This is a genomic window from Flavobacterium flabelliforme (genome assembly GCF_017948675.1).
Taxonomy (GTDB): Bacteria; Bacteroidota; Bacteroidia; order Flavobacteriales; family Flavobacteriaceae; genus Flavobacterium; species Flavobacterium pygoscelis.
Map to the genome: position 1 here is coordinate 91,731 of NZ_JAGFBU010000005.1, position 23,444 is coordinate 115,174.

The 23,444-nt window shown below is 31.7% G+C and carries 16 protein-coding genes; 7 read left to right on the forward strand and 9 right to left on the reverse strand.

Going from position 1 to position 23,444, the window contains the following annotated elements:
- Window positions 1-23: 23 nt before the first annotated feature.
- Window positions 24-1,286, reverse strand: a complete 1,263-nt coding sequence (locus J3S90_RS12570) for a sensor histidine kinase (protein ID WP_317192544.1) — start codon at window positions 1,284-1,286, stop codon at window positions 24-26.
- 70 nt (window positions 1,287-1,356) lie between these two features.
- On the reverse strand, window positions 1,357-2,706 hold the full coding sequence (locus tag J3S90_RS12575; RefSeq protein ID WP_210646496.1) for a sigma-54-dependent transcriptional regulator: 1,350 nt from the start codon (window positions 2,704-2,706) through the stop codon (window positions 1,357-1,359).
- A 193-nt stretch (window positions 2,707-2,899) separates the two neighbouring features.
- Between J3S90_RS12575 and J3S90_RS12580 the strand changes: the two genes are divergently transcribed.
- The 6 genes from J3S90_RS12580 to J3S90_RS12605 all read left to right on the forward strand — a co-directional run bounded on the left by J3S90_RS12580 (window position 2,900) and on the right by J3S90_RS12605 (window position 13,506).
- On the forward strand, window positions 2,900-4,138 hold the full coding sequence (locus J3S90_RS12580; protein WP_210646497.1) for an efflux RND transporter periplasmic adaptor subunit: 1,239 nt from the start codon (window positions 2,900-2,902) through the stop codon (window positions 4,136-4,138).
- Window positions 4,139-4,217: 79 nt separating this feature from the next.
- Window positions 4,218-4,922: an ABC transporter ATP-binding protein gene (locus J3S90_RS12585; RefSeq protein WP_188050928.1), complete on the forward strand. Its 705-nt coding sequence runs from the start codon at window positions 4,218-4,220 to the stop codon at window positions 4,920-4,922.
- Window positions 4,923-4,933: 11 nt separating this feature from the next.
- Window positions 4,934-7,363 carry an ABC transporter permease gene (locus J3S90_RS12590; RefSeq protein WP_210646498.1) on the forward strand — a complete coding sequence of 810 codons (2,430 nt, stop codon included), beginning with the start codon at window positions 4,934-4,936 and terminating at the stop codon, window positions 7,361-7,363.
- A 2-nt stretch (window positions 7,364-7,365) separates the two neighbouring features.
- A complete protein-coding gene (locus tag J3S90_RS12595) occupies window positions 7,366-9,795 on the forward strand; it encodes an ABC transporter permease (RefSeq protein ID WP_210646499.1) in 2,430 nt (809 codons plus the stop codon).
- A 2-nt stretch (window positions 9,796-9,797) separates the two neighbouring features.
- Window positions 9,798-12,218, forward strand: coding sequence for an ABC transporter permease (locus J3S90_RS12600; protein WP_210646500.1), 2,421 nt, complete (start codon window positions 9,798-9,800; stop codon window positions 12,216-12,218).
- Window positions 12,211-13,506, forward strand: coding sequence for a TolC family protein (locus tag J3S90_RS12605; RefSeq protein WP_210646501.1), 1,296 nt, complete (start codon window positions 12,211-12,213; stop codon window positions 13,504-13,506). Before J3S90_RS12600 ends, J3S90_RS12605 begins: the two co-directional genes overlap by 8 nt.
- A gap of 125 nt (window positions 13,507-13,631) precedes the next feature.
- On the opposite strand, the gene J3S90_RS12610 is transcribed toward J3S90_RS12605, so the two are convergent.
- The 7 genes from J3S90_RS12610 to J3S90_RS12640 form a co-directional block, all read right to left on the reverse strand.
- On the reverse strand, window positions 13,632-15,890 hold the full coding sequence (locus J3S90_RS12610; protein WP_210646502.1) for an acyl-CoA dehydrogenase family protein: 2,259 nt from the start codon (window positions 15,888-15,890) through the stop codon (window positions 13,632-13,634).
- Between the two features lie 145 nt (window positions 15,891-16,035).
- Entirely contained in the window at window positions 16,036-16,968 is a 933-nt protein-coding gene (locus J3S90_RS12615; protein WP_210646503.1) for a transglutaminase, read from the reverse strand.
- Between the two features lie 22 nt (window positions 16,969-16,990).
- Window positions 16,991-17,842: a substrate-binding domain-containing protein gene (locus tag J3S90_RS12620; RefSeq protein ID WP_210646504.1), complete on the reverse strand. Its 852-nt coding sequence runs from the start codon at window positions 17,840-17,842 to the stop codon at window positions 16,991-16,993.
- Entirely contained in the window at window positions 17,839-18,369 is a 531-nt protein-coding gene (locus tag J3S90_RS12625; protein WP_210646505.1) for a GNAT family N-acetyltransferase, read from the reverse strand. Before J3S90_RS12625 ends, J3S90_RS12620 begins: the two co-directional genes overlap by 4 nt.
- Window positions 18,370-18,495: 126 nt before the next feature.
- Complete coding sequence (locus J3S90_RS12630) at window positions 18,496-19,365, reverse strand: nucleoside phosphorylase (protein WP_210646506.1); 870 nt, start codon at window positions 19,363-19,365, stop codon at window positions 18,496-18,498.
- A gap of 117 nt (window positions 19,366-19,482) precedes the next feature.
- Complete coding sequence (locus J3S90_RS12635; protein ID WP_188050937.1) at window positions 19,483-19,812, reverse strand: translation initiation factor; 330 nt, start codon at window positions 19,810-19,812, stop codon at window positions 19,483-19,485.
- A gap of 127 nt (window positions 19,813-19,939) precedes the next feature.
- The gene (locus tag J3S90_RS12640; protein WP_210646507.1) at window positions 19,940-20,890 is read right to left on the reverse strand and encodes an isopenicillin N synthase family dioxygenase; all 951 of its coding nucleotides are present in this window, start codon (window positions 20,888-20,890) and stop codon (window positions 19,940-19,942) included.
- A 168-nt stretch (window positions 20,891-21,058) separates the two neighbouring features.
- Between J3S90_RS12640 and J3S90_RS12645 the strand changes: the two genes are divergently transcribed.
- A complete protein-coding gene (locus J3S90_RS12645; RefSeq protein ID WP_210646508.1) occupies window positions 21,059-23,035 on the forward strand; it encodes an alpha-ketoacid dehydrogenase subunit alpha/beta in 1,977 nt (658 codons plus the stop codon).
- The last annotated feature ends 409 nt before the right edge of the window (window positions 23,036-23,444 follow it).

Here is a 23,444-nt window from a genome sequence, read left to right on the forward strand (position 1 = left end):
TTATAGAATTATTTGATAAACTGTTAATCAACCAAACAAATAACAAAAGTAGTTTTGTTATTCTCTTTTCGGTAAGCCAAATAGCCACCATGCGATTCGATTATGTTTTTAGACAAGGTCAAACCAATTCCGGCACCTTCCTTACGAGTTGTAAAAAACGGCAAGAATATTTTATTTTCAATCTCTTTTTCAACACCATTTCCATTATCTGAAATGTATATAAAAACTCTGTTTTCTTTAGCTTCAGCCGATAGATAGATTTGCTTTTTTGACACTTCTTTTAAAGCATACTTGCAATTGGTAAACAGATTGATCAAAACTTGTTCTATTTGTTGAAAATCAATATTTAAGTTATGGTTTAAAGCAATAGTGTTAATTACCTCAATTTGTTCTTGTTTAAAAAGTGGCGCCATCAATTGTAGGCTATTGTGAATGAGGTCGTGCAACTTAATTTTTTCTTTTTTGGGAGAAGGCAACATCGCTAATTTTCGGTAACTTTCTACAAACTGCTGCAAATGATCGCTGCGTCTAAGCATTGCCGCGACACTATTTTTCATGTCGTCTAAATCTTCTGTAGAAATGGTTTCTTGTTGTACTAAATCTTGTAAATTTTGTGAAAGCGATCGAATAGGAGTGATCGAATTTAAAAGTTCATGAGAAATGACTTTCATCAAATTAATCCATGCTTCTTTTTCTTTTTTCTCAATTACATTTTGGATAGAATCTAATAAAACAATAAAATAATCTTGATTGTAGATTTCACTTCTTGAGGTTTGTAACGCAAAAGTTTGATTGTCTTGCTGATTGACACGTATTTCTAAGGAGGTTTTAAGTTCCTGAAATTGATGATCTTCAATGATCTGGCACAAAGACGGCAATTGATTTTTAAGATATTTCCACTTGGAAACCTTAGGAACCTGAAAATGTTTAGAGAAATAATCATTCATCAAAAAGATACTCCAATCGTTTGCTTCTTTCTGCAAAATAATTATACCGCTTTCTATATTATTTAAAATCGAACGATACACAATGTCTTTTGAAGTTTCTTCTTTTTGTTTGTGTTTTAAACTTTCATATAAATGAAATAACTCTACATAGTTTTTATAGCCGCTATAAGTTGAATAATCAGCAGTAAAATCATTTTTTAAGATAGAAGTAATGGTTCTGTCGTAAATAGAAAATACATTTTTAACATGAAAATAAAGTTCTATAACAAGCAATACTACGATGAAAACTACAAAAGTAGAAGTAAAAATAAGTTCTTTTTCAAATAGAAAAATAGACATTGCACTCATTAAAAGAATCAGAATCAATCGTACAAAAAGCAGATTGTAAATTTTAAAAGATTTAAACATATTAATTAGTGCTAATGTTATGTTTTTCTAAACGGCGGTACAAGGCACCTCTTGATAATCCTAAGTCTTCTGCTGTTTTACTGATATTATTGTTGTTTTTTAGGAGCGCTTTTTCAACGGTATTTTTTTCAATTGACCAAAGTTGGTGATCGTTTGTATTTTCTTCGTAGGCGGTTAGCTGGTCTAAATCTAAGTCAGAAACAGTAATTGTATTGTTCTCACATAAAATTACTGCGCGTTCTATTCTGTTTTCCATTTCCCGAATGTTACCATTCCAAGCGTGTTTTTCGATTGCATCGATTACTTTTTCGTCAAAAGTAATGGCTTCTCGCTGGTATTTAGAACTCATTTTTTGCAATAGATAGTCTGCCAACGGTATTTTATCAGCGTCTCTTTCTCGCAAAGGTGGTAAGATAATTTCCATCGTGTTAATGCGGTAATACAAATCTTCTCTGAAATTTTTGTGAGCTACTTCTTCCTTCAAATTCAAATTTGTCGCAGTAATAATCCTTACGTTCAAAGGTCTAGCTTTCGATTCACCTAATCTAGTTACTGTTTTGGTTTGAATAACTTGCAGTAGTTTTGATTGTAAATGAAGCGGCACATTTCCTATTTCGTCTAGAAAAATCGTTCCATTTTGAGCCATTTCAAAACGTCCAGGTGTATCTACTTTAGCATCCGTAAAAGCACCTTTGGCATAACCAAAGAGTTCACTTTCAAAAATATTGGTGTTTAAAGAACCTAAATCAACATGAATAAATGGGTTTTCCTTTCGTTCGGATTGACTAAAGATATAATGTGATAAAACAAATTTTCCGGTTCCATTTTCACCTAAAATCAGCACATTTGCATCGGTTTTGGCTACTTTATCCGCCACAGCGTAAACTTTTTTTATTACTTCTGAAGTTCCTGTAAAAAACTCAATATCGGAGTAATTAGAATCGCATTTCTTTTGGTCTTTACGGGATTTGTGTACGGCTTGTTTGACTACTTCGAGCAATTTTTCATTTTCCCAAGGTTTCAAAATATAATCAAAAGCGCCCGATTTTAATCCTTCGACAGCGGTTTCTACTTTACCAAAAGCCGTCATTAAAATGACTACAGTTCGTGGCGAAAGTGTTTTTATCTCTTTCAATAAATACAAACCTTCTTTGCCATCTTCAAAACCGATGCGGTAATTCATGTCTAATAAAACGACGTCAATCGTATTTTGAGCTAATAAATCGACTACATTTTTTGGATTGCTAAGGGTGAAAATAGTTTCAAAATGTTTTTTCAAGAACATTTTTGAAGCAAAAAGAATGTCTTCTTGATCGTCGATTATTAAAATGGAGGCATTTGTTTTTTTCATTTATGGCGTATATTTTATTTTTTAAGCTTCTATTAAAATAGTGTCAATTATAATAGTGTTCGTTTACGGACAAATAGTGTTCAATAATGGACATGTAAAATAATTTTTTAAATGCAAATAACTGAAAATTAAATTGTTATGATTTATAAATCAGTGGCATGAAATTCCCTTTACACTTATCAAATTAGCAACAATGGATACCATTATTAAAAGTAAAAGTAACAAAAAAAAGTACGTATTAATCGCATTACCAATTATCTTGATTGTGGGATATGTTGTTTTTACATCGGCAACAAAAAAGAGAAGTCTTACAATTAAAAAAAATGAAATTTCAATAAAATCAGTCGAAGATAATTATTTTGAAGATTTTATGTCTTTTCAAGCAAAGGCAGTTCCGCTAAACTCGATGTTGATTAATATCATTGAAGGTGGATCTGTTCAAGAAATTTTTGTCGAAAATGGGGACGAAGTAAGCAAAGGACAACCGTTGGCAAAATTGTACAATCCTAATTCAGAATTGGCGTATATGCAACAAGAAACCGCTATTATTGAGCAAATTAATAATCTGAATAAAGCGAAACTCGATTTAAGAAACCAAGAATTAAATCTCAGTAAAGATTTGATTGCAATAGAACACGATTATTTAGATGCCAAAAATTTATATGATTTGAATAAAAATTTATTTGAACAGGAAATTTTAGCTAAAAGCGAGTGGAACAAAACCAAAGAAAATTTTCGTTTTCAACAAGAGCGAATGGGAATTATAAAACAAAGTGTAAGTAAAGAAAAGCAAGCCAATTTAGTGCAAATCGGACAATTCAATCAATCAATTGGAGTGATGAATAAAAGTCTTGAAATTTTAAGAACTAACAAAAAGAACTTTCTGGTTACGGCGCCACTTTCCGGAAGATTGTCTTCATTTGAACCTATTCTTGGAAAAAATTATCCTCAGAATTCTACCATTGGAATTATAGATGATCGAAAAGGGTATAAATTAGTCGCTGATGTGGATGAGTTTTATCTGGACCGTATTTCAGAGAAGCAAAAAGGAACGGTTATTTTTGACAATAAAAACATAGAAGTTCAAATAACTAAAGTAATTCCAGAAATTAAAAATGGAAGATTTTTAGTCGAACTGGATTTTATATCAAAAGAAAAATTGGATTTAAAGCAAGGATTAAGTTTTGGTGTAAAACTAAATTTATCTGAAAAAACGAAAACAATTGTCGTTTCTAAAGGAAGTTTTAACGAAGAAACCAATGGAAAATGGATTTTTGTAGTCAAAGGAAACCAAGCAGAAAGAAGAGCCATTAAATTAGGAAGAGAAAATCCGTTGTATTATGAAGTTTTGGAAGGATTAAAACCGGGAGAAAAAGTCATTACTTCCTCTTACAAAGATTACAAGCAAGTAGAAGTTTTAAATTTAGAATAAACAGAATTGAATTGCACGTAGTAATTAGTTCTTAGTAAATAGTTAGTAAATAAATAACATCAATCAAAAAACGAATAGTATGATCAAAATCAAAAACCTTTCAAAAGTATTTAGAACCGAAGAAATTGAAACCAAAGCTTTAAGTGACGTATCATTAACCATTAATCAAGGTGATTTTATTTCGATAATGGGAGCATCAGGAAGCGGAAAGTCGACTTTACTGAATATTGTGGGATTATTAGACAGCGCTTCTAGCGGAAGTTACCAATTACTCGATCAGGAAATGGTGGGTTTAAAAGAAAAGCAAAAATCGAAGGTGAGAAAAGAAAATATTGGATTTATTTTTCAAAACTTCAATTTGATCGATGAATTATCGGTGTATGACAATATTGAATTACCGTTGATTTACAACAAAATTCCTGCAGCAGAAAGAAAACAAAAAGTAGAAGCAATTGCTGAAAAACTGAATATTTCACACCGATTGAAACATTATCCGCAACAACTTTCTGGAGGACAACAGCAGCGCGTTGCAGTAGCAAGAGCATTAATTAATGATCCAAAAATTATTCTTGCCGATGAACCTACAGGAAATTTAGATAGTAAAAACGGAAATGAAGTAATGGAATTATTGACGGATTTACATGCCAATGGCGCTACCATTTTGATGGTTACACACTCTGATTACGATGCTTCTTTTTCGCAAAAAACAATATTGATGAAGGACGGAATAGTACTTTCTGAAAAAACGAATAGTCGTAATGTTGATGTACTAATCACTTCATAAATTTTTGAATCATGCTAAAAAATTGGATAAATATATTTTTCTATCACATCAAAAACAATAAGCTTTTTACAGTTTTAAATGTTTTGGGTTTAGCGATAGGAATAGCAGGATTAATTTTTGCCACGCTCTATTGGAACGACGAGCAAAGTTACAATGAATGGAATCCTAATAAAGATACTGTTTTTCAAGTCTTAGTAGATATGGAAGACGGCAAAGTATGGAACAATATTCCAGTTACCATGGCACCATTTGTAAAAGATGATTCCAACATCGAAGAAATGATGTACTCTGAAAACTGGTACCAATCAATACTATACAAATACAATGGTAAGAAAATAATTGTTGAAAAAGTATTTAATGCGGAAAATAATTTTTTTAATTTTTTCCCTTTTGAGTTTATTAAAGGAAATCAAAAAACGGCTTTACAAAACGAGAATAGTATTGCCTTCTCTCAAAAAACAGCTGTCCTTTTTTTTGGAACTGAAAACCCAATTGGCAAACAAATTCAGTATGAAGATCAAATTCTTACGGTAACAGGAATTTACAAAGTTAATGGCAATTCAGCAATTGCTCCAGATGCGGTGGTCAATAGAATGAAAGCTAAAATAAATGCAGATAAAGAGGAATGGGGAAATTTTAATAATGGTTGGTATATCAAATTAAAAGATCCTTCAAAAGCTCATGAACTTGAAGCAAAAATCAAATCGATTTTTTATAAAAATAAAATAGCAAAAGAAGCAAAAGAAGAAGGGATTACCATAAAACAGTATGAAGCACAATTTGGAGCTTTTAATTTTTATCTAGAACCGCTCGCAATATCTCGTATGGATACCAAAGGACCAGGATGTCCAGAGGGAAAAGGCAACTATCAATTTTTATTGATCATGATTGGCCTTTCAGTATTAATTTTGATTTTATCCATTGTTAATTACGTAAATCTAGCTACAGCAAATGCATTACGTAGAGCGAAAGAAGTGGGTGTTAGAAAAATTGTGGGTGCATCACAATCTAATATTATAAAGCAGTTTTTATTTGAAACTATAATTACAGTGATTGTTGCCATTTCGCTAGCCTTAGTTATAGTCGAACTTTCATTGCCGTATTATAATGAATTTTTAGGAAAAGAATTAATTATTTATGGAAGTCAATTTTTCCTGGAAATCATAATAATTTTTGTGGTGACCGTGATTTTTGCAGGTATATTCCCGGCTTTTTATGTGTCTAATTTTGAGACTTTAAAAGTGTTAAAAGGAAATTTTGGAAGAAACAAAAGCGGCGTTTGGCTGCGAAATGCAATGCTAATTTTGCAGTTTGCAATTGCTTCTTTCTTTATTATTGGTTCTTATATCGTTTTTCAGCAAGTACAGTATTTAGGAAATAAAGATCTTGGATTTTCCGGTGAGCAAATTTTAGAAATTTTTTACTTTAAACCAGATGCGATTCGGAATGATAAAAATTCAGAACAACTCATATTTGATCGGTACACAACGACTAAAAATGAAGTTTCAAAAATAAAAGGCGTAGAGCAAGTAGCTACAGCAGCATTGCGATTTGGTGGCGGTAACGACTCCTCTTCCAGTTTTGCATATAAGGGCACCAACATTCAAGGGCAGAATATTGCTGTTGATTTTGGTTTTCTAGAGATGATGAAAATAGAGATGATTCAAGGACGTTATTTGGATCCTAAAATTGCATCAGACACCATAAATTCTATGATGGTTAATGAAACCGCTTTGAAAATGATGAAGGAGAAAGATCCAATTGGTAAAACTGTAGATTGGAACGGAAATAAACTTAAAATTGTAGGTGTAGTAAAGGATTTCAGCCTTTTTAGCCCACAAGGAAAAGTGCCTCCAATGGTTTTCTTTCACTTTAAAACCATAGACTGGATGATTGGTAATTTAAATTATCTATATGTAAAAGTAAATGCCGAAAACACAGCGCAAACCATTGCAGATATTGAAAAATTTTGGGTAAAAAATGTCGATTCCGATTATCCTTTTCAATATGATTTTCTAGATAAAAGTTACAAGAGAACCTATCAAACGTATGTGAAACAAAAAAATCTCTTCTATTTATTAAACGTAGTTGTTATTGTCATTGCGCTGTTTGGTTTATTTGCTTTGGCTTCCTACTCGATAGAAAGACGCATGAAAGAGATTGCCATCAGAAAAACGCTTGGTGCCGAAACTAATGTTTTACTATTAGAACTATCGAAACAGTACATTCTTTTTTGCATTATTGGTTTTTTAATTGCCTTGTTTCCGGTATATTATTTATTGAATAAATGGCTGGAGAATTTTGCTAACCGAATCGAAATATCTATTTATCCCTTTATAATAGGATTTGTTGCTTTGCTATTTTTAACGCTAGTTGTAGTACTATCAAGGGCATATCAAGCCACAAGAGTCGATGTACTAAAATATTTAAAATACGAATAAAAATGGTGAAAAATTGGATAAGAATATTTATATATAACCTAAAGCAAAACAAACTTTTTTCATTTTTGAATGCTTTAGGATTAGCCATAGGAATTGCGGGATTAATTTTTGCTTTACTGTATTGGAATGACGAACAGAGTTATGATGCATGGAATCCTGAGAAAGACAATGTTTTTCAGGTTTTGATAGAGAGAGGAGATGATATTACTTGGACGTACGCTCCTGTCACATTCGAACCGTTCTTAAGAAATGACTCTGATATTGAAAAGATGATGTACTGTAAATATTGGTACGAATCTCCTCTTTATAAATACAATGGTAAAAAAATAATCATTCAGAAATTATTTAATGCTCAAAAAACCTTTTTTGAATTTTTCCCTTTTGAGTTTATTCAGGGAAATATAAAAACTGCGTTGCAAAATGAAAATAGCATTGCAATGAGCCAAAAGACAGCAACCCTTTTTTTTGGAGATGAAAACCCAATAGGCAAACAAATTCAATACGAAAATGAAATTTTGACTGTTACCGCTGTTTATAAAATCCCGGGAAATTCATCGATTGCTCCAGATGCTGTTGTCAACAACATGAAAGCGAGACTAGATGCTGATAAAGAGCAATGGGGAAATTTAAATAATGGTTGGTTTATAAAATTAAAAGATCCATCGAAAACGACTGAACTTACTGCAAAACTAAACGCTATTTACTATGAAAATAACACCGTTAAAGAAGCAAAAAAAGAAGGAATTACCGCAAAAGATTATGAATCAAAATATGGCCATATTAATTTCATATTAGAACCTCTTTCTATTTCTAGGTTACATTCTAAAGGCCAAGGATCACCGGAAGGAAAAGGGAATTATCAATTTCTACTAATAATGCTAGGATTATCAGTTTTGATATTAATTTTGTCTATTTTCAATTATGTAAATCTCGCCACAGCAAATGCTATTCGTCGCGCAAAAGAAGTGGGGGTTCGTAAAATTGTAGGAGCTTCAAAAAGGGATATTGTTAAACAATTTTTATTTGAAACAATAATAATTGTTCTAATTTCTATATTCTTAGCATTGGTTATTGTCGAGTTGTCAATGCCTTATTATAATGAATTTCTTGATAAAGAATTGGTTATTTATGGAAGTCAATTTTATGGTCAAATCATACTCATTTTTATAATTACAATAATTTCCGCAGGTATTCTCCCGGCAATCTACGTTTCTAATTTTGAAACATTAAAAGTTTTAAAAGGAAATTTCGGGAGAAATAAAAGCGGTGTTTGGCTCCGAAACGCAATGCTAATTCTCCAATTTGCTATTGCCTCTTTCTTTATCATTGGTTCTTATATTGTTTTGGAACAAGTCCGTTATTTAGGCAACAAAAAGTTAGGATTTTCAGGCAAACAGGTTGTAGATATTGCTTACAATATATCTCAAAATGATCGAACTGGCCATGAATATGAACAAAAAATATTTAATCGTTACATAACTATCAAAAATGAAATTTTAAAAATAAATGGGGTTGAACAAGTGGCAACTGGAGCATTTCGTTTTGGTGGTGGTAATGATTCTTCTTCGAGTTTTGCTTATAAAGGAATCAATATTCAAGCTAATGATATGGCGGTTGATTTTGGCATGCTCGAAATGATGAAAATAGAAATGACTCAAGGTCGCTATTTAAATCCAAAAATAGCTTCGGATACCATTAATTCGATGATGGTAAATGAAACGGCTTTAAAGATGATGAAGGAGAAAAATCCGATTGGAAAAATTGTTGACTGGGGTGAAAATAAATATAAAATTGTAGGGGTTGTAAAAGACTTTAGCCTCTACAGTCCACAAAGGAAAGTACCGCCAATGGTCTTCTTCCATTTCAAAACCGTTAGCTCGATGATTGAAAATATAAGTGACATTTTTGTAAAATTAGAAACTAAAAACACGGAGCAAACTATTGCTGATATCCAAAAATTTTGGATTAAAAATGTCGATTCAGATTATCCTTTTCAATATGATTTTATTGATAAAAGCTACAAACGAACTTATAAAGAGTATGTAAAACAAAAAAATCTATTCTCCTTACTGAATGGAATTGTAATTGCCATTGCCCTTTTTGGATTACTTGCTTTGGCTTCTTATTCTATCGAAAGACGCATGAAAGAAATTGCTATTCGAAAAACACTTGGTGCTGAAACTAATGTTTTACTAATAGAACTTTCCAAACAATATGTTTTGTATTGTATAATAGGGTTTTTAATCGCTTTATATCCAGTCTACTATTTATTGAATAAATGGTTAGAAAATTTTGCCTATAGAATCGAAATTTCTATTTATCCATTTATAATAGGATTTGTTGCTTTGCTATTTTTAACGCTAGTTGTAGTGTTATCAAGAGCTTATCAAGCCACAAGAGTCGATGTATTAAAATATTTAAAATACGAATAAAAATGCTAAAAAATTGGATAAGAATATTTATATATAACCTAAAGCAAAACAAACTGTTTTCATTTTTGAATGCTTTAGGATTAGCTATAGGAATTGCGGGATTAATCTTTGCTTTACTGTATTGGAATGACGAACAAAGTTACAATGAATGGAATCCTGAAAAAGAAAAAGTTTTTCAGGTATTGGTACAACTTACCGATATGCCAATTTTAGCAGAAAATTCTATAAAGTTAAAAACATATCTTCAAAAAGATATTAATGTAGAAAAGCTTGTTTTTGCTGATAGTTGGTATCAAAATGATAAAATAATTTATAATGGTAAGAAAGTAGAAGTAGATAAAATTATGAATGTAGAAAGTGATTTCTTTTCTCTATTTCCGTTCAAAATAATAAAAGGAAATGGTTATTCATCATTAAAGGACGATACGAGTATTGCAATTTCTGAAGCACTCTCTAAAAAAATTTTTGTAAACGAAAATCCAATTGGTAAACAGATAAATTGCTTAGGCACAATGCATGTTGTTCGTGCAGTTTATCAAATTTCTGGTAAATCGTCTGTCGCTCCAAATGTTATTGTCAATAAAATGAAGGATTTAGTAGATCCTGAAAAACAACACGGACTCTTTACATTAAAACTTTTACTAAAACTGAAAGACCCTTCAAAAGTAGAAGCTACCCGATTATTGCTAGAAAAAGCTTATTACGAAGAAGTGATAGTTTTAAATGCAAAACAAGCAGGTTTTACATTGGAGGAAATGGAGAAAAAAATTGGACATTTTACCGTTTTTATGGAACCGCTTTCAAAATCGCGATTACACTCAATTACAGATGGTTATCCCGAAGGACGAGGCAATTATCAGTTTATGTTGATTATGATAGGATTATCTATTATGATTCTTATTCTTTCGATTGTAAATTATATCAATTTGGCAACTGCCAATGCTATAAGAAGAGCAAAAGAAGTAGGTGTTCGAAAAGTAGTCGGAGCATCAAAAAGCGATATTATAAAGCAATTTATTTTCGAAACTATTTTGATAAGCTTGTTTTCTCTTTTATTTGGATTAGTACTTGTAGAACTGACTTTACCTTACTACAATCAGTTTTTAAATAAAAACTTAACCATAATTGGAAGCCAGTTCTACATTCAATTGCTACTTATTTTTATCATTACTATTTTTGTTTCAGGAATATTTCCAGCGATTTATGTCTCTAATTTTGAAACTTTAAAAGTTTTGAAAGGGAATTATGCAAGAAGTAAAAGTGGAATTTGGGTCCGCAACGGAATGTTGATTTTTCAATTTGCGATTGCTACTTTTTTTATTATAGGCTCTACAATTGTATATAAGCAGATAAATTATTTAAATCACAAAGATTTAGGATTTAAAGGAGATCAGGTCATTTCGGTGAATTTAAATTTTCCAGAATCAGCTTATAAAGTAGAAAATGTTAGTCAAAATATTTACAATAAATACGCTACATTAAAACAAGAACTTTTAAAAATAAAAGGTGTTGAATCTGTTTCTACTGGAGCGATTTCTTTTACCGGAACTTCTGGAGATTTATCACCAATTTTATATAATGATGTTTTATTCAAAGAAAATAACGTTGCTATTGATTTTGGGATGCTTGAATTGATGAACATAAAGATTACAAAAGGCAGGGGATTTACTGAAAAATTTGCTTCGGATACGCTCAATTCTATTTTGATTAATGAAACTGCTCAAAAATTAATGAATATTAACAATCCAATTGGTAAAGAAGTTTTATTAAGAAATCAAAAGTTAAAAATTGTAGGTGTTGTTAAAGATTTTAATGTATTAAGTCCAGAAATTAATGTTCTTCCTATGACTTTTTATCACATAAAAACTTTCGAAAGTGCTGGCGGTATTGATAAAATTTACATAAAATTAAAATCGGTAGGTATTGAAAATACATTAGCTGATATTGAAAAGTTATGGTCAAAAGTAGATACAGAATATCCTTTTAAATATGATTTTGTAGACAAGCAATATGCGAGAACGTACGAATCTTATGTAAAGCAAAACAACCTCTTTTCATTACTAAATATCATTGTAATTGGTATTGCCCTTTTTGGATTATTTGCTTTGGCTTCCTATTCTATACAAAGTAGAATGAAAGAAATTGCTATTCGAAAAGCGATTGGCGCCGAAACTAATGTTTTACTAATAGAACTTTCCAAACAATATATTTTGTATTGTATAATAGGGTTTTTAATTGCTTTATATCCAGTATACTATTTATTGAATAAATGGTTAGAAAATTTTGCCTATAGAATCGAAATATCTATTTATCCCTTTATAATAGGATTTGTTGCTTTGCTATTTTTAACGCTAGTTGTAGTGTTATCAAGAGCCTATCAAGCCACAAGAGTTGATGTATTAAAATATTTAAAATATGAATAATAAAGTCATTTCAGCCATCATTTTTTTCGTATTTACTACGCTAGTAAGTGCTCAAGAAAATTCTTGGTCGGTTAACAAATGTATTTCGGTAGGTTTACAAAACAACATCGAAATTAAAATAAGACAATTAGAAATAAAACGCACTGAAAAATTGCAACATTCTGTTTTAAACCGAATGTTGCCCGCTGTTACTTTATATGGAGATCAAAGTTATAATTTTGGTTCTACGATCGATCCTTCTACTAACGGAAGAGTGAGTTCTAACATTCAGAATGATAATTTTTATTTGAATGCAAAAATGAATCTAATTGATTTTAGTGCTTTTGCAAATGCTCAAAAAGATAAAATAAATATGGAGTTGGCTAAAGCAGATGCAGCAGTGATCGAAAATGAGTATAAACTTCAGATTTTAGAAAGCTATTACCAAGCGCTCTACACGCAAGAATTACTAAAAATTCAGAAAGAGCAATTCAAACAAAGTGAATTCAACTTAGAAAGAATAAACAAGGAAGTAAATATTGGTAGTAAACCTCAAAGCGACTTATATGACATGCAATTGAGTTTTTCTGAAGATGAAAGTAGGAACATGCAAACCGAACAATTGTATGAAATTCAGAAGATGCAGTTGTTCCAGTTACTGAATTTTACTGCCGTTGCAATAGGTCAAATTGAATTGCAACGAGAAGCTCTCTATGAGAAAGAACAAATAACGAGCAATAATCCTAAAATAAAACGTGCAGCACTTCAATTTGAAAATATCTTAAAAACGATAAGCATTGAAAGAGCGAATAATTTACCAATATTGTCTGCCTATTATGGATATTCGACTTTTTATTATAAAAACCTAAAAATGACTGATCCAAATGCTGTCGCTTTTTTCAGTCAGCTGCAAGACAATAAAAGTCAGCAAGTAGGAGTACAGTTGGCAGTTCCCATTTTTAATGGTTTTCGTAACAATAAAAAAATTAGTGCTTCTAAAATAGAAAGTGAAAAAACAAAACAATTGATGGAGCAAGAAAAGCAAGAGTTAGATAAAAAAATTGCTTTAGAAGAAATGAATGAGCAAAATTATATAAAATTAAAGCAAAAATTAGTTGAAAAGCAAAGCTATGCCAAAGCATCATTAGCTACAACACAAGCCAAATTTACAAACGGAAAAATAGAAGCTATTTTATATACAACCGTAAAAAATCAATTGCTTGCTGCTGAATATGAAGTATTAAAAAATGAACTACAAATACAATATTCTAGTTTGAGAGTTAGTTTGTTAAAGTACAATAGTTTATAGTTTTACCCACAATACAATTCGTTTGAACTCCATTTTATAGAATTAATTTAAAAAATAATTTAAATTGAATACAAAAAAAACTCCTCTAAAATAAGGAGTTTTTTGTTATTTGAAAATTTTTATTCTTAAAAGGCAATTGGTGCAGCAAGACAAGAGTCTGGAATATCAAAAGCTTTAACCAACGCAACCGCATCAGGTCTAATATCCCAACACAACTGATTGACCATCTTACGAATTGCTTTTGTTTTTACCGCTTCCATATAGCCATCTTCTAAATACCAACCTTTATTTTTCTCTATCTGGGCAAGTGCATATAGTTGACATAATTTAATCATTGCAGCCTTGCTATCGTTATCTTCAATAGTTTTAATAGCCTCTTGAAACTGCTCTAAAACTATTCTTTCTAGATAAGCTTGCGCGACATCAATCATTTGATGTTGCACTACATTAAAGGCATCATAAGGATCAAGACCACTTTCAATCAATTTTTTTAAACGTTTTGCCGCAGAAGCTAAAGTAGTTTTTTCACGATGTATAAACGCATTCAAATGAAACTCTTGATCAATCAAATGAGTTTCATCTGTTTTTCGAGTTGCAATCGGATTTTTTTCAGCGAAAGCTGTTTTTGCATTATCATACACATATTGAATGATACCCATGGCATCCATTTGTCCAAATGATTTTCGAAATTCGGATAAACGGTTTTTAGCCACTAATTGCATTAATACGGTGTTATCTCCTTCAAAAGTGGTATATACTTCAGTATCATTTTTTAAAGCATCAATTCGATTTTCAGACAAATATCCTTTACCGCCACAAGCTTCTCGACATTCTTGTAAAATAGCAGTTGTACTCCAAGTAGAGTAGGCTTTCATACCTGCCGCCAATGCTTCAATTTCTGGCATTTCGGCTTCGGTTCTCTGCATAAACCGTTTGGTAACATATTGCAGTGCAAAGTGATTGGCGTAGGTTTTAGCTACTAGCGGAAGCAAACGTCTTTGATGAATTCGATAATTTAATATCGGAACTTCAGAGCCACCTTCTGGTCCAAATTGTCGGCGTTTATCGCTATATTGTATTGCAATGGTTAGCCCAGATTTGGCTGCAGACAAAGCAGATCTAGGAATACCAATTCGACCACCAACCAAAGTTCCTAACATGGTGAAAAATCGTCTATTATCACTTGGAATTGGACTTTCGAATTCACCTTTATCATTAACGGAAGCAAAACGATCGAGCATGTTTTCTTTTGGAATAACCACCTGATCAAAACTGATCGTTCCGTTATCTACTCCGTTAAGCCCCATTTTTAGCCCACAATCATTTATAGTAATGCCTTTTAAAACCACACTATTAGTATCGCGAATGGGCACTATAAATGCGTTGACTCCATAATCTGTGTTATCAATTATTAACTTAGCAAAAACGGTTGCCATTTGTCCGTGAACGGCTGCATTACCAATATATTCTTTCTGTGCTTTTTGATGTGGCGTATGAATGGTAAATGTCTGATCATCGTGATTGTAAGTGGCTGTGGTTTCCATCCCTTTCACATTCGATCCATGATTGGTTTCTGTCATGGCAAAACAACCGGGTATTTTAAGTGAGCCAATATCTTTTAAGTATTTAGCATAGTGTTTTTCTGTACCTAAAGAGTGAACACTCATTCCCCAAAGTCCAAATTGAACACCAAATTTAATAACTAAACTTAGATCGTGGTAACTCAAGGTCTCCATTATAGCAAAATAATCGGCTATATTATCTCCGCCACCGTATTCTTTAGGATAAGCCATGTTACCTAAATTTTCTTTGGCAAGTATTTTGCACCAATCATAGACTTTTTCTCTATAAATAGCCGTGTCAGTAGAAGTTTCGTAAGCAAATTCAGGCTGACTGATTATCAGTTTTACTTTTTTTATTATTGCTGCTTGCTCGCCATCCAAAATTCTTGTGAGCTTTTCAATTTCAAAACTTGTAGTCGTTTGAAGATTTGAAGTTAAACTATTCGATTTGTTTTTGAAATCTGTAATTATTTCTTCGCCAGAAATTCCTAAATCATTTTCGAGTTGTATAAATACGGCACGCAAATCTTTACTACTATTTTCATTATCAGAAAGTAATGTTGCTATTTCAAAAGTAGATTTTAAAGTAGGATTTTCGTTGAGAACGGTTTCTATTTCTGATTTCCAACTGTTTATTGTGGTTCGTGTTGGTGGTGTTTTGCTATCTAAATTAGAGAGTAGTATTTCCTGCTCTTTTGTATTTAACCAATCTTGTGAAAGGATGAAATTCTGTAAAGTCACGAATTCTTTTTGAGTCAAAAGATCGTCTGACCAAACGAGGTAAAAAAGAGGTATAAAAGCTTTTAGTTTGGAATCTTTCATAGTAAATTAAATTTTTATAAAATCTTAAGTTGTGTCAAGATAATAAAATATAATTCCTTAAAAGATAAATTAACACGACTTTCACGTTCTGATATCTTCTAATTAAAGTGATTTTAAAACTAATTCAGAGAAATAATACTAGTACTTAATCTAAGGTCAAAGCACCTAAAATTTCCTCTGATAAAAAAGGACCGCCAGGATATCGAGCGGTATAATCTAAATTCATCCAGATTTGTCCGCGTTCATCTACGTGATAAAAAAGCTTTTTATCGCGACTTTCGTTTGGAAATAATATGTTTTTAATCAAAAAGTTTACTTTTTCTAAATCAGCATGAGATCCAATGAGTATTTCTGGGTAAATATGTCCTTTGGTGTGTATCAATCGAGGTGTTCCACCAATGGCTCTTACACAAGCCGCCATCAAAATGGAGTGATCATCACAATCACCAGAAAAATAGAGTAACGATTCTGTAGCAGTAGCAATATAATCTCCTGCTTTAGGATCACTTACATAATTCCACCTACTATTAATTTCTTTAAAAACGGCAAAACATTGAATTATGGTTCGGTACTCAGCATATCCTTTTACATCCTTAAAATATTTTGAAGTAGCCATTACAGCAAAATTCCTAACTTTTGGATTTTGATATTCAATTGCATTAATAATTTTGGATTTATTAGGAAACGGAAGTAATTTGGCAATGATAATATCTTGAGGATATGGATTGTAGGACATGCTATACATCATCGTGTTGTAGTCCTCATACACACTATTAAACCCATAATTCCCAATAGTTGAACCGTAAACTAATACTATTAAATAAAGAATAATACAAAAAATAATTATTGTTCGTAACATTCTTAAAATAAGTTGAATGACAACGATCATTACAATGAAAAGTATAACACGATCAATATTTAAAAACCAGTTTGGATTGATTAAATTTTGATGTAAAATTATAAAAAGCGGAATAGCAATCAAAATATTAAGTACAAAAATAATAACATCATCCCAAGGTTTTTTGACCTGAAGTTTTTGTTTTATATCTTGAAAAGTAATGTTTTTGAATTTTATCATACTTGAAACTACAAACAGTAATCTAAACCGTCTTTACAATACCCTCAAAAGTACCTTTTTTATCTATAATTTTAAGTTGAAAAAGCTGATTTTGAACTTTGTTTAACATTTCATTGGTTATTTGTTTTTGAGACCATGTTGTTAATGCTAACCAATCTTGAATATCTTCTATTTTTTGATCGTAATTGGATGCCAAAGTTTTATCAATACTTGGGATATCTTTGAATTCCTCTGTAGTTTGATTGATGATTGCAAGAATTTTTGAGATAATCTTCCGATCATTTTTTAAAATTTCTTCGCGAACAGCAATTACAAAACACGGCCAAGGAGTAGGGCAATCTGCAATTCTTCTAAAAATACCTTTATCTACTAGTGGTTTCGTCATAAAGCGTTCCCACATAAAATAATCAGCAGTTTGATTGGTCAATGCTTCAACCGCTCCGTCGATGGTGTTAATGATTTCAAATTGCAAATCATCTGTTGCCCAGTTTTGATTATTAGCATTTACGTATGCCATTAATTGGGAACCCGAACCTAGACGAGAAATAGCTACTTTTTTATTTTCTAAATCCGCAAGAGTTTTATAATCTGATTTTGCAGCCACGTGAATTCCCCAAATTAATGGACTTTCAACATAAACCTGAACAATTTTGCTTGGATTTCCAGCAACAATATCTTTTACAATTCCTTCGGTTAAGATAACTGCAATATCAATGTCACCATCTCGAAGCATTTGACACATTTTCCCAGTTCCTTCGGGAACATCTGTCCATTGTAAATCGATATTCTGTTTTTCGAAATCTCCGTTTTCTATGGCTAAATGCCAAGGTAAATTGAAATGTTCTGGAACTCCAGCTATTTTTATTGTTTTCATACTATTTTATTATTTTTTAATTCATACCAATTCCAAGGAATTGCATCTTCGATATAGTTTTTAGTGAATTTTAGTCCAATTTTCTGCAAGATTCGATTTGAAGCAATATTATCAACATGTGCCGAAGCATGTAATGATTCAATTTTCATAACATCAAATCCGTAATTCAGCCAAGCAAAAGCAGCTTCAGAAGCATATCCTTTACCCCAAGAAGTTTCATTAAATCGATATCCTATATCATAGAAATTGATTTTATTATGAACTGTTTCTGTATTATATTTTAATCCTGCCCAACCAATTATTGAATTACTTTCTTTTTCTAGTACTACAAATCGTCCAATATTATTTTCTAAATATTGATTGCGTACTTTTTCTATATTTTGATAAATTTCATCGATACTATTTACAGGTTTGTTCCATAAGTATTGGTGTACTTTTGGGTTACAATCCATTTGGTATAACGCTTCTGCATCGTCTATTTTCATTTCCCTTAGCAAAAGATTTTTAGTTTCTAGTAATAAATCCATTTATTAAAATTGGTTAGAAATTCTGTTTAGCCCTGATCGCAACGGCATCCTTTTTTACTCCTGCGAAGGAGTGAAAAAGATACAGTGAAGAGCAGGAAATAGCTCCGAATAACAAAATTAATTATTTTAAGATTGCGCTATTTTGTCTAATGTGTATGCGATTAGTTCATCTACAGCTTTGTATGGATCTTCACTAAAAGTTCCTGAAGCGCGGTTAGCAATTATAGCATTTAAGGATAATGCATTGTGTCCTAAAAGTGCTGAAAGGCCATAAATAGCAGCCGTTTCCATTTCTAGATTGGTGATTTGGTTTCCTTCAAACTGGAAATTATCCATTTTAGAATTTAGATTTTCATCTTGAATGTTCAAACGTAAAACACGTCCTTGTGGACCATAAAACCCACCTGCAGTTGCTGTAATTCCTTTGTGCATTTTGTCACTTTCTATCATTTTTTCGAGCTTCTCAGAACAAGCAATCACGTAAGGTTTTCCTTTTTTAGGATCCCAATTAGTGTGTGCTACAAAAGCATCTTCCATTTTAATATTAGAAACGGCATCGATCAAGTAGGAGCGAAGCATGTTGTCTAATCCCAATCCGAATTTTGACATTACAAAACTATCCACAGGAATATCCGCTTGCAAAGAACCTGAAGTTCCCACTCTAATGATATTTAGTGTTGTTAATTTTTCTTTTGGCATTTTTGTTTTTAAATCGATATTTACCAGTGCATCTAATTCATTGATTACAATATCAATATTGTCTGGACCAATTCCGGTTGATAATACGGTTATTCTTTTGCCTTTGAAGATTCCCGTTTGGGTTTTAAATTCTCTTTTTTGAGTAGAAAATTCTATACTATCAAAAAACTGTGTTATTTTTTCGACACGATTTTGATCTCCAACGAAGATGATATCGTGTGCAATGTTTTCGGGTTTTAAATTCAAATGGTAAACACTACCGTCTGGATTTAATATTAATTCTGATGATTTTATCATTGTATATTTTTATTTGTCACAAAGACGCGAACGCGCAAAGTGAACGTTAAATTTAATAATAGGAACTTATTTGAACGCTTTAAAATGAATACCTAAAACTGATCACGAAACATTTTTTTAACCACCAACCCGTTTTACTTTAAAGCCTTTATCTTTTAAAATGGTCATGATTTTATCCCGATAATCGCCTTGAATGATTATAGAATCGTCTTTGAAGGTGCCGCCAACACTAAGTTTAGTTTTAATTTCTTTAGCTAGAATTTTAAAATCCTCGTCTGTTCCTTCGTAACCTTCTATTATTGTTGTTGCTTTTCCCTTTCTCTTTTCAAATTTGCAAATCATAGGTTCTTTTTGAACGTATAATTCATGAGGAACTTCTTCAATCACTTCTTCTGGACCTGGTTCGTGATTTGGAAAAAGGTTTTTTAATTGGTCTTGTAAGTCCATTTTTTTTAATTAAAAATTTAAAAAATAAATTCCAAATTCCAATATTTTTGACTTTATATTTAGTCTCTTTTTTCTTGGAATTTGGAATTTTTGTATAATTATTCCCGTTTTGCGGGTTTGGGGGATTTTATTTTTTAATCAACCCTAAATCTACTAAACGTTCATATAAGTAAGCGCCTGCAGTAATGTCTTCAAATTTCTTTGGGTTTTCTTCATCAATACAATTTTCCAAACAATCCAATTTCATATCACTTACGGGGTGCATAAAAAACGGGATAGAATAGCGAGAAGTTCCCCATAATTCTCTTGGCGGGTTGACCACTTGATGAATGGTAGATTTTAATTTGTTGTTCGTATGACGAGACAACATATCACCCACATTAATCACCAATTCATCCGGTTCTGCAATTGCGTCAATCCATTCGCCTTCATGCGTTTGTACTTGCAAACCTTTTCCTTGAGCACCCATTAATAATGTTATCAAGTTGATATCTCCATGAGCTGCTGCGCGAATGGCATTTGCAGGCTCTGATGTGATAGGCGGATAGTGAATTGGTCTTAGAATTGAATTTCCATCTTTGGCAAAATTGTCAAAATAGAATTCATCTAAGCCTAAATGCAATGCCAAAGCTCTTAATACATAAACACCTGTTTTTTCAAGCATTTGGTAGGCTTCTTTTCCTACTACATTAAAACGAGTTAATTCTTTCACTTCAACATTTTCTGGATATTCTGAAGCATATTTAGAATCCTCAGATACATATTGTCCAAAATGCCAAAACTCTTTTAAATCACCTTCTTTTCGGCCTTTAGCATGTTCAGTCCCAAAGGAAACATACCCTCTTTGGCCTCCAATTCCAGGAATTTCATAACTGTGCTTTGTTTCTAATGGTAAAGAGAAAAAATTCCTAATTTCACCATACAATTCATCAACCAGTTGGTCGTTTAAAAAATGCCCTTTGAGTGCTACGAATCCAATGTCTTCAAAAGCACTTCCGATTTCATTTACAAATTTTTGTTTACGTTTCGGTTCATCCGAAAGGAAATCACGCAAGTCAACACTAGGAATGTTTTGCATATTTATTTTATTTAATAAATTACAAGAGCTAAATCTTGTAACTACAAAGATAAAGAATAATTTTAATTCCTAATTTTAAAACGTATTATTAAAATAAAAATTTATAACAAATTATATCAAAACTGTTATATTTTTTTATCTTTGAGCCATACCAAAAAAAGCGAAAAAATGACCTTTGATAAAAAAAATCTTACTGATAACCAATTATTAGATTTATATAAAAGACTACTAAAGCCAAGGCTTATAGAAGAAAAAATGTTGATTTTAATCCGTCAAGGAAAAGTGTCTAAATGGTTTTCGGGAATTGGTCAAGAAGCAATTTCTGTAGGTGTAACAGCCGTTTTAGACAACGATGAATATATTTTGCCAATGCACAGGAATTTAGGTGTATTTACCGGAAGAGATATTCCTTTATACCGACTTTTTTCGCAATGGCAAGGAAAAGCAAATGGATTTACCAAAGGTCGCGATCGTAGTTTTCACTTTGGCACCCAACAATATAAGATTATTGGTATGATTTCGCATTTAGGACCTCAATTAGGAGTTGCTGACGGAATTGCATTGGCTAATAAATTAAAGAAAAATGGCAAAATAACGGCCGTTTTTACTGGTGAAGGAGCAACAAGTGAAGGAGATTTTCATGAAGCTTTAAATATTGCTTCGGTTTGGGAATTACCAGTAATGTTCGTTATAGAAAATAATGGTTACGGATTATCGACACCAACCAATGAGCAATACCGTTGTGAAAATTTGGCTGACAAAGGAATTGGTTACGGAATGGAAAGTCACATTGTTGATGGTAATAATATTTTGGAAGTATTTAATTTATTATCCGAATTAAAAGCTTCTATGATCGAAAGACCTCGTCCGGTTTTGTTAGAGTTTAAAACTTTTAGAATGCGTGGTCATGAAGAGGCGAGTGGTACTAAATATGTTCCTCAAGAATTAATGGATTTATGGGCGATTAAAGATCCTGTAGATAATTACAGAAAATTTTTAGTAGAAAATGGTATTCTTTCAGAAGAATTTGATTCCGCTTTAAAAACTGAAATTAAAAAAGAAATTGACGAAGCTTTAGCAATTGCTAATGCCGAACCAGAGATTGAAGCTACTTATAGTGGAGAATTAGATGATGTCTATAAACCTTATCAACATGAGGCATTTGAGCCTTCAGAAGAGAAAGAAAATATCCGCTTTATAGATGCTATATCTGCTAGTTTGCGTGAATCTATGGAACGTCATCCAGAATCCGTAATTATGGGTCAAGATATAGCTGATTACGGTGGCGCCTTTAAAATTACAGATGGTTTTATGGCACAATTTGGCAAGGAAAGAGTGCGTAATACCCCAATTTGCGAAAGTGCAATTGTCTCTGCCGGAATGGGATTATCTATTAATGGATACAAAGCAATTGTAGAAATGCAGTTTGCTGATTTTGTTTCAACGGGTTTTAATCCAATCGTAAATTTATTAGCAAAATCACATTACCGTTGGTTAGAGAAAGCAGATGTTGTAGTTCGTATGCCTTGCGGAGGCGGAACTCAAGCAGGACCTTTTCATTCCCAAACCAATGAAGCTTGGTTTACAAAAACGCCTGGTCTAAAAGTAGTATATCCTGCATTTCCTTATGATGCGAAAGGATTATTGAATACCTCTATTAACGATCCTAATCCTATATTGTTTTTTGAACACAAACAATTATACAGAAGCATACACCAAGAGGTACCAAAAGAGTATTATACCATTCCTCTAGGAAAAGCTGCTTTGTTGAAAGAAGGAAATGAAGTAACTATTATTTCGTTTGGTGCTGCAGTGCATTGGGCATTGGATACTTTATCTAAAAACACAACTATTTCTGCTGATTTGCTAGATTTAAGAACGTTGCAACCCATAGACACCGAAGCAATTTACGCATCAGTAAAAAAGACAGGAAGAGTAATCATTTATCAGGAAGACAGTATGTTTGGAGGATTAGCTAGTGATATATCAGCTTTGATAATGGAAAACTGCTTCAAATATTTGGACGCTCCTGTAAAACGTGTGGCAAGTTTAGATAGTCCGATCCCTTTTACAAAGGCATTAGAAGATCAATATTTACCAAAAGGAAGATTTGAAAAAGAATTGATGGAATTATTAGCTTATTAAATAATTGATTTTTAAACAAATTAGTAAAGACATTAATATTTTCTAAAGCAGATGCAATAGTTTTAGTGAACTCTTAATATTAAAATAATTAAATAAAAAAAGAGCGTAGATTTAATATCATACGCTCTTTTTATAATTATAATTGATTTATTTTTAGTTTTTTAATTCTAAAAATACCCCAAGATCCAGTAAATAATTATAAATAATATAATTGTTCCAAAGCATCCACCACCAAGTTTTTTGGCACCGTAACCAGCTAATATCGTTTTAAAAAATCCGTTCATAATTTTAAATTTTAGAGTAATTAATAAAGTAATTTATGATTCATATCAGTGTTATTTTAACGTTTTTATAATTTATAAAAAAAAAATAATTTTTGATTTGATTATAAAAATAGAATAATAATTTG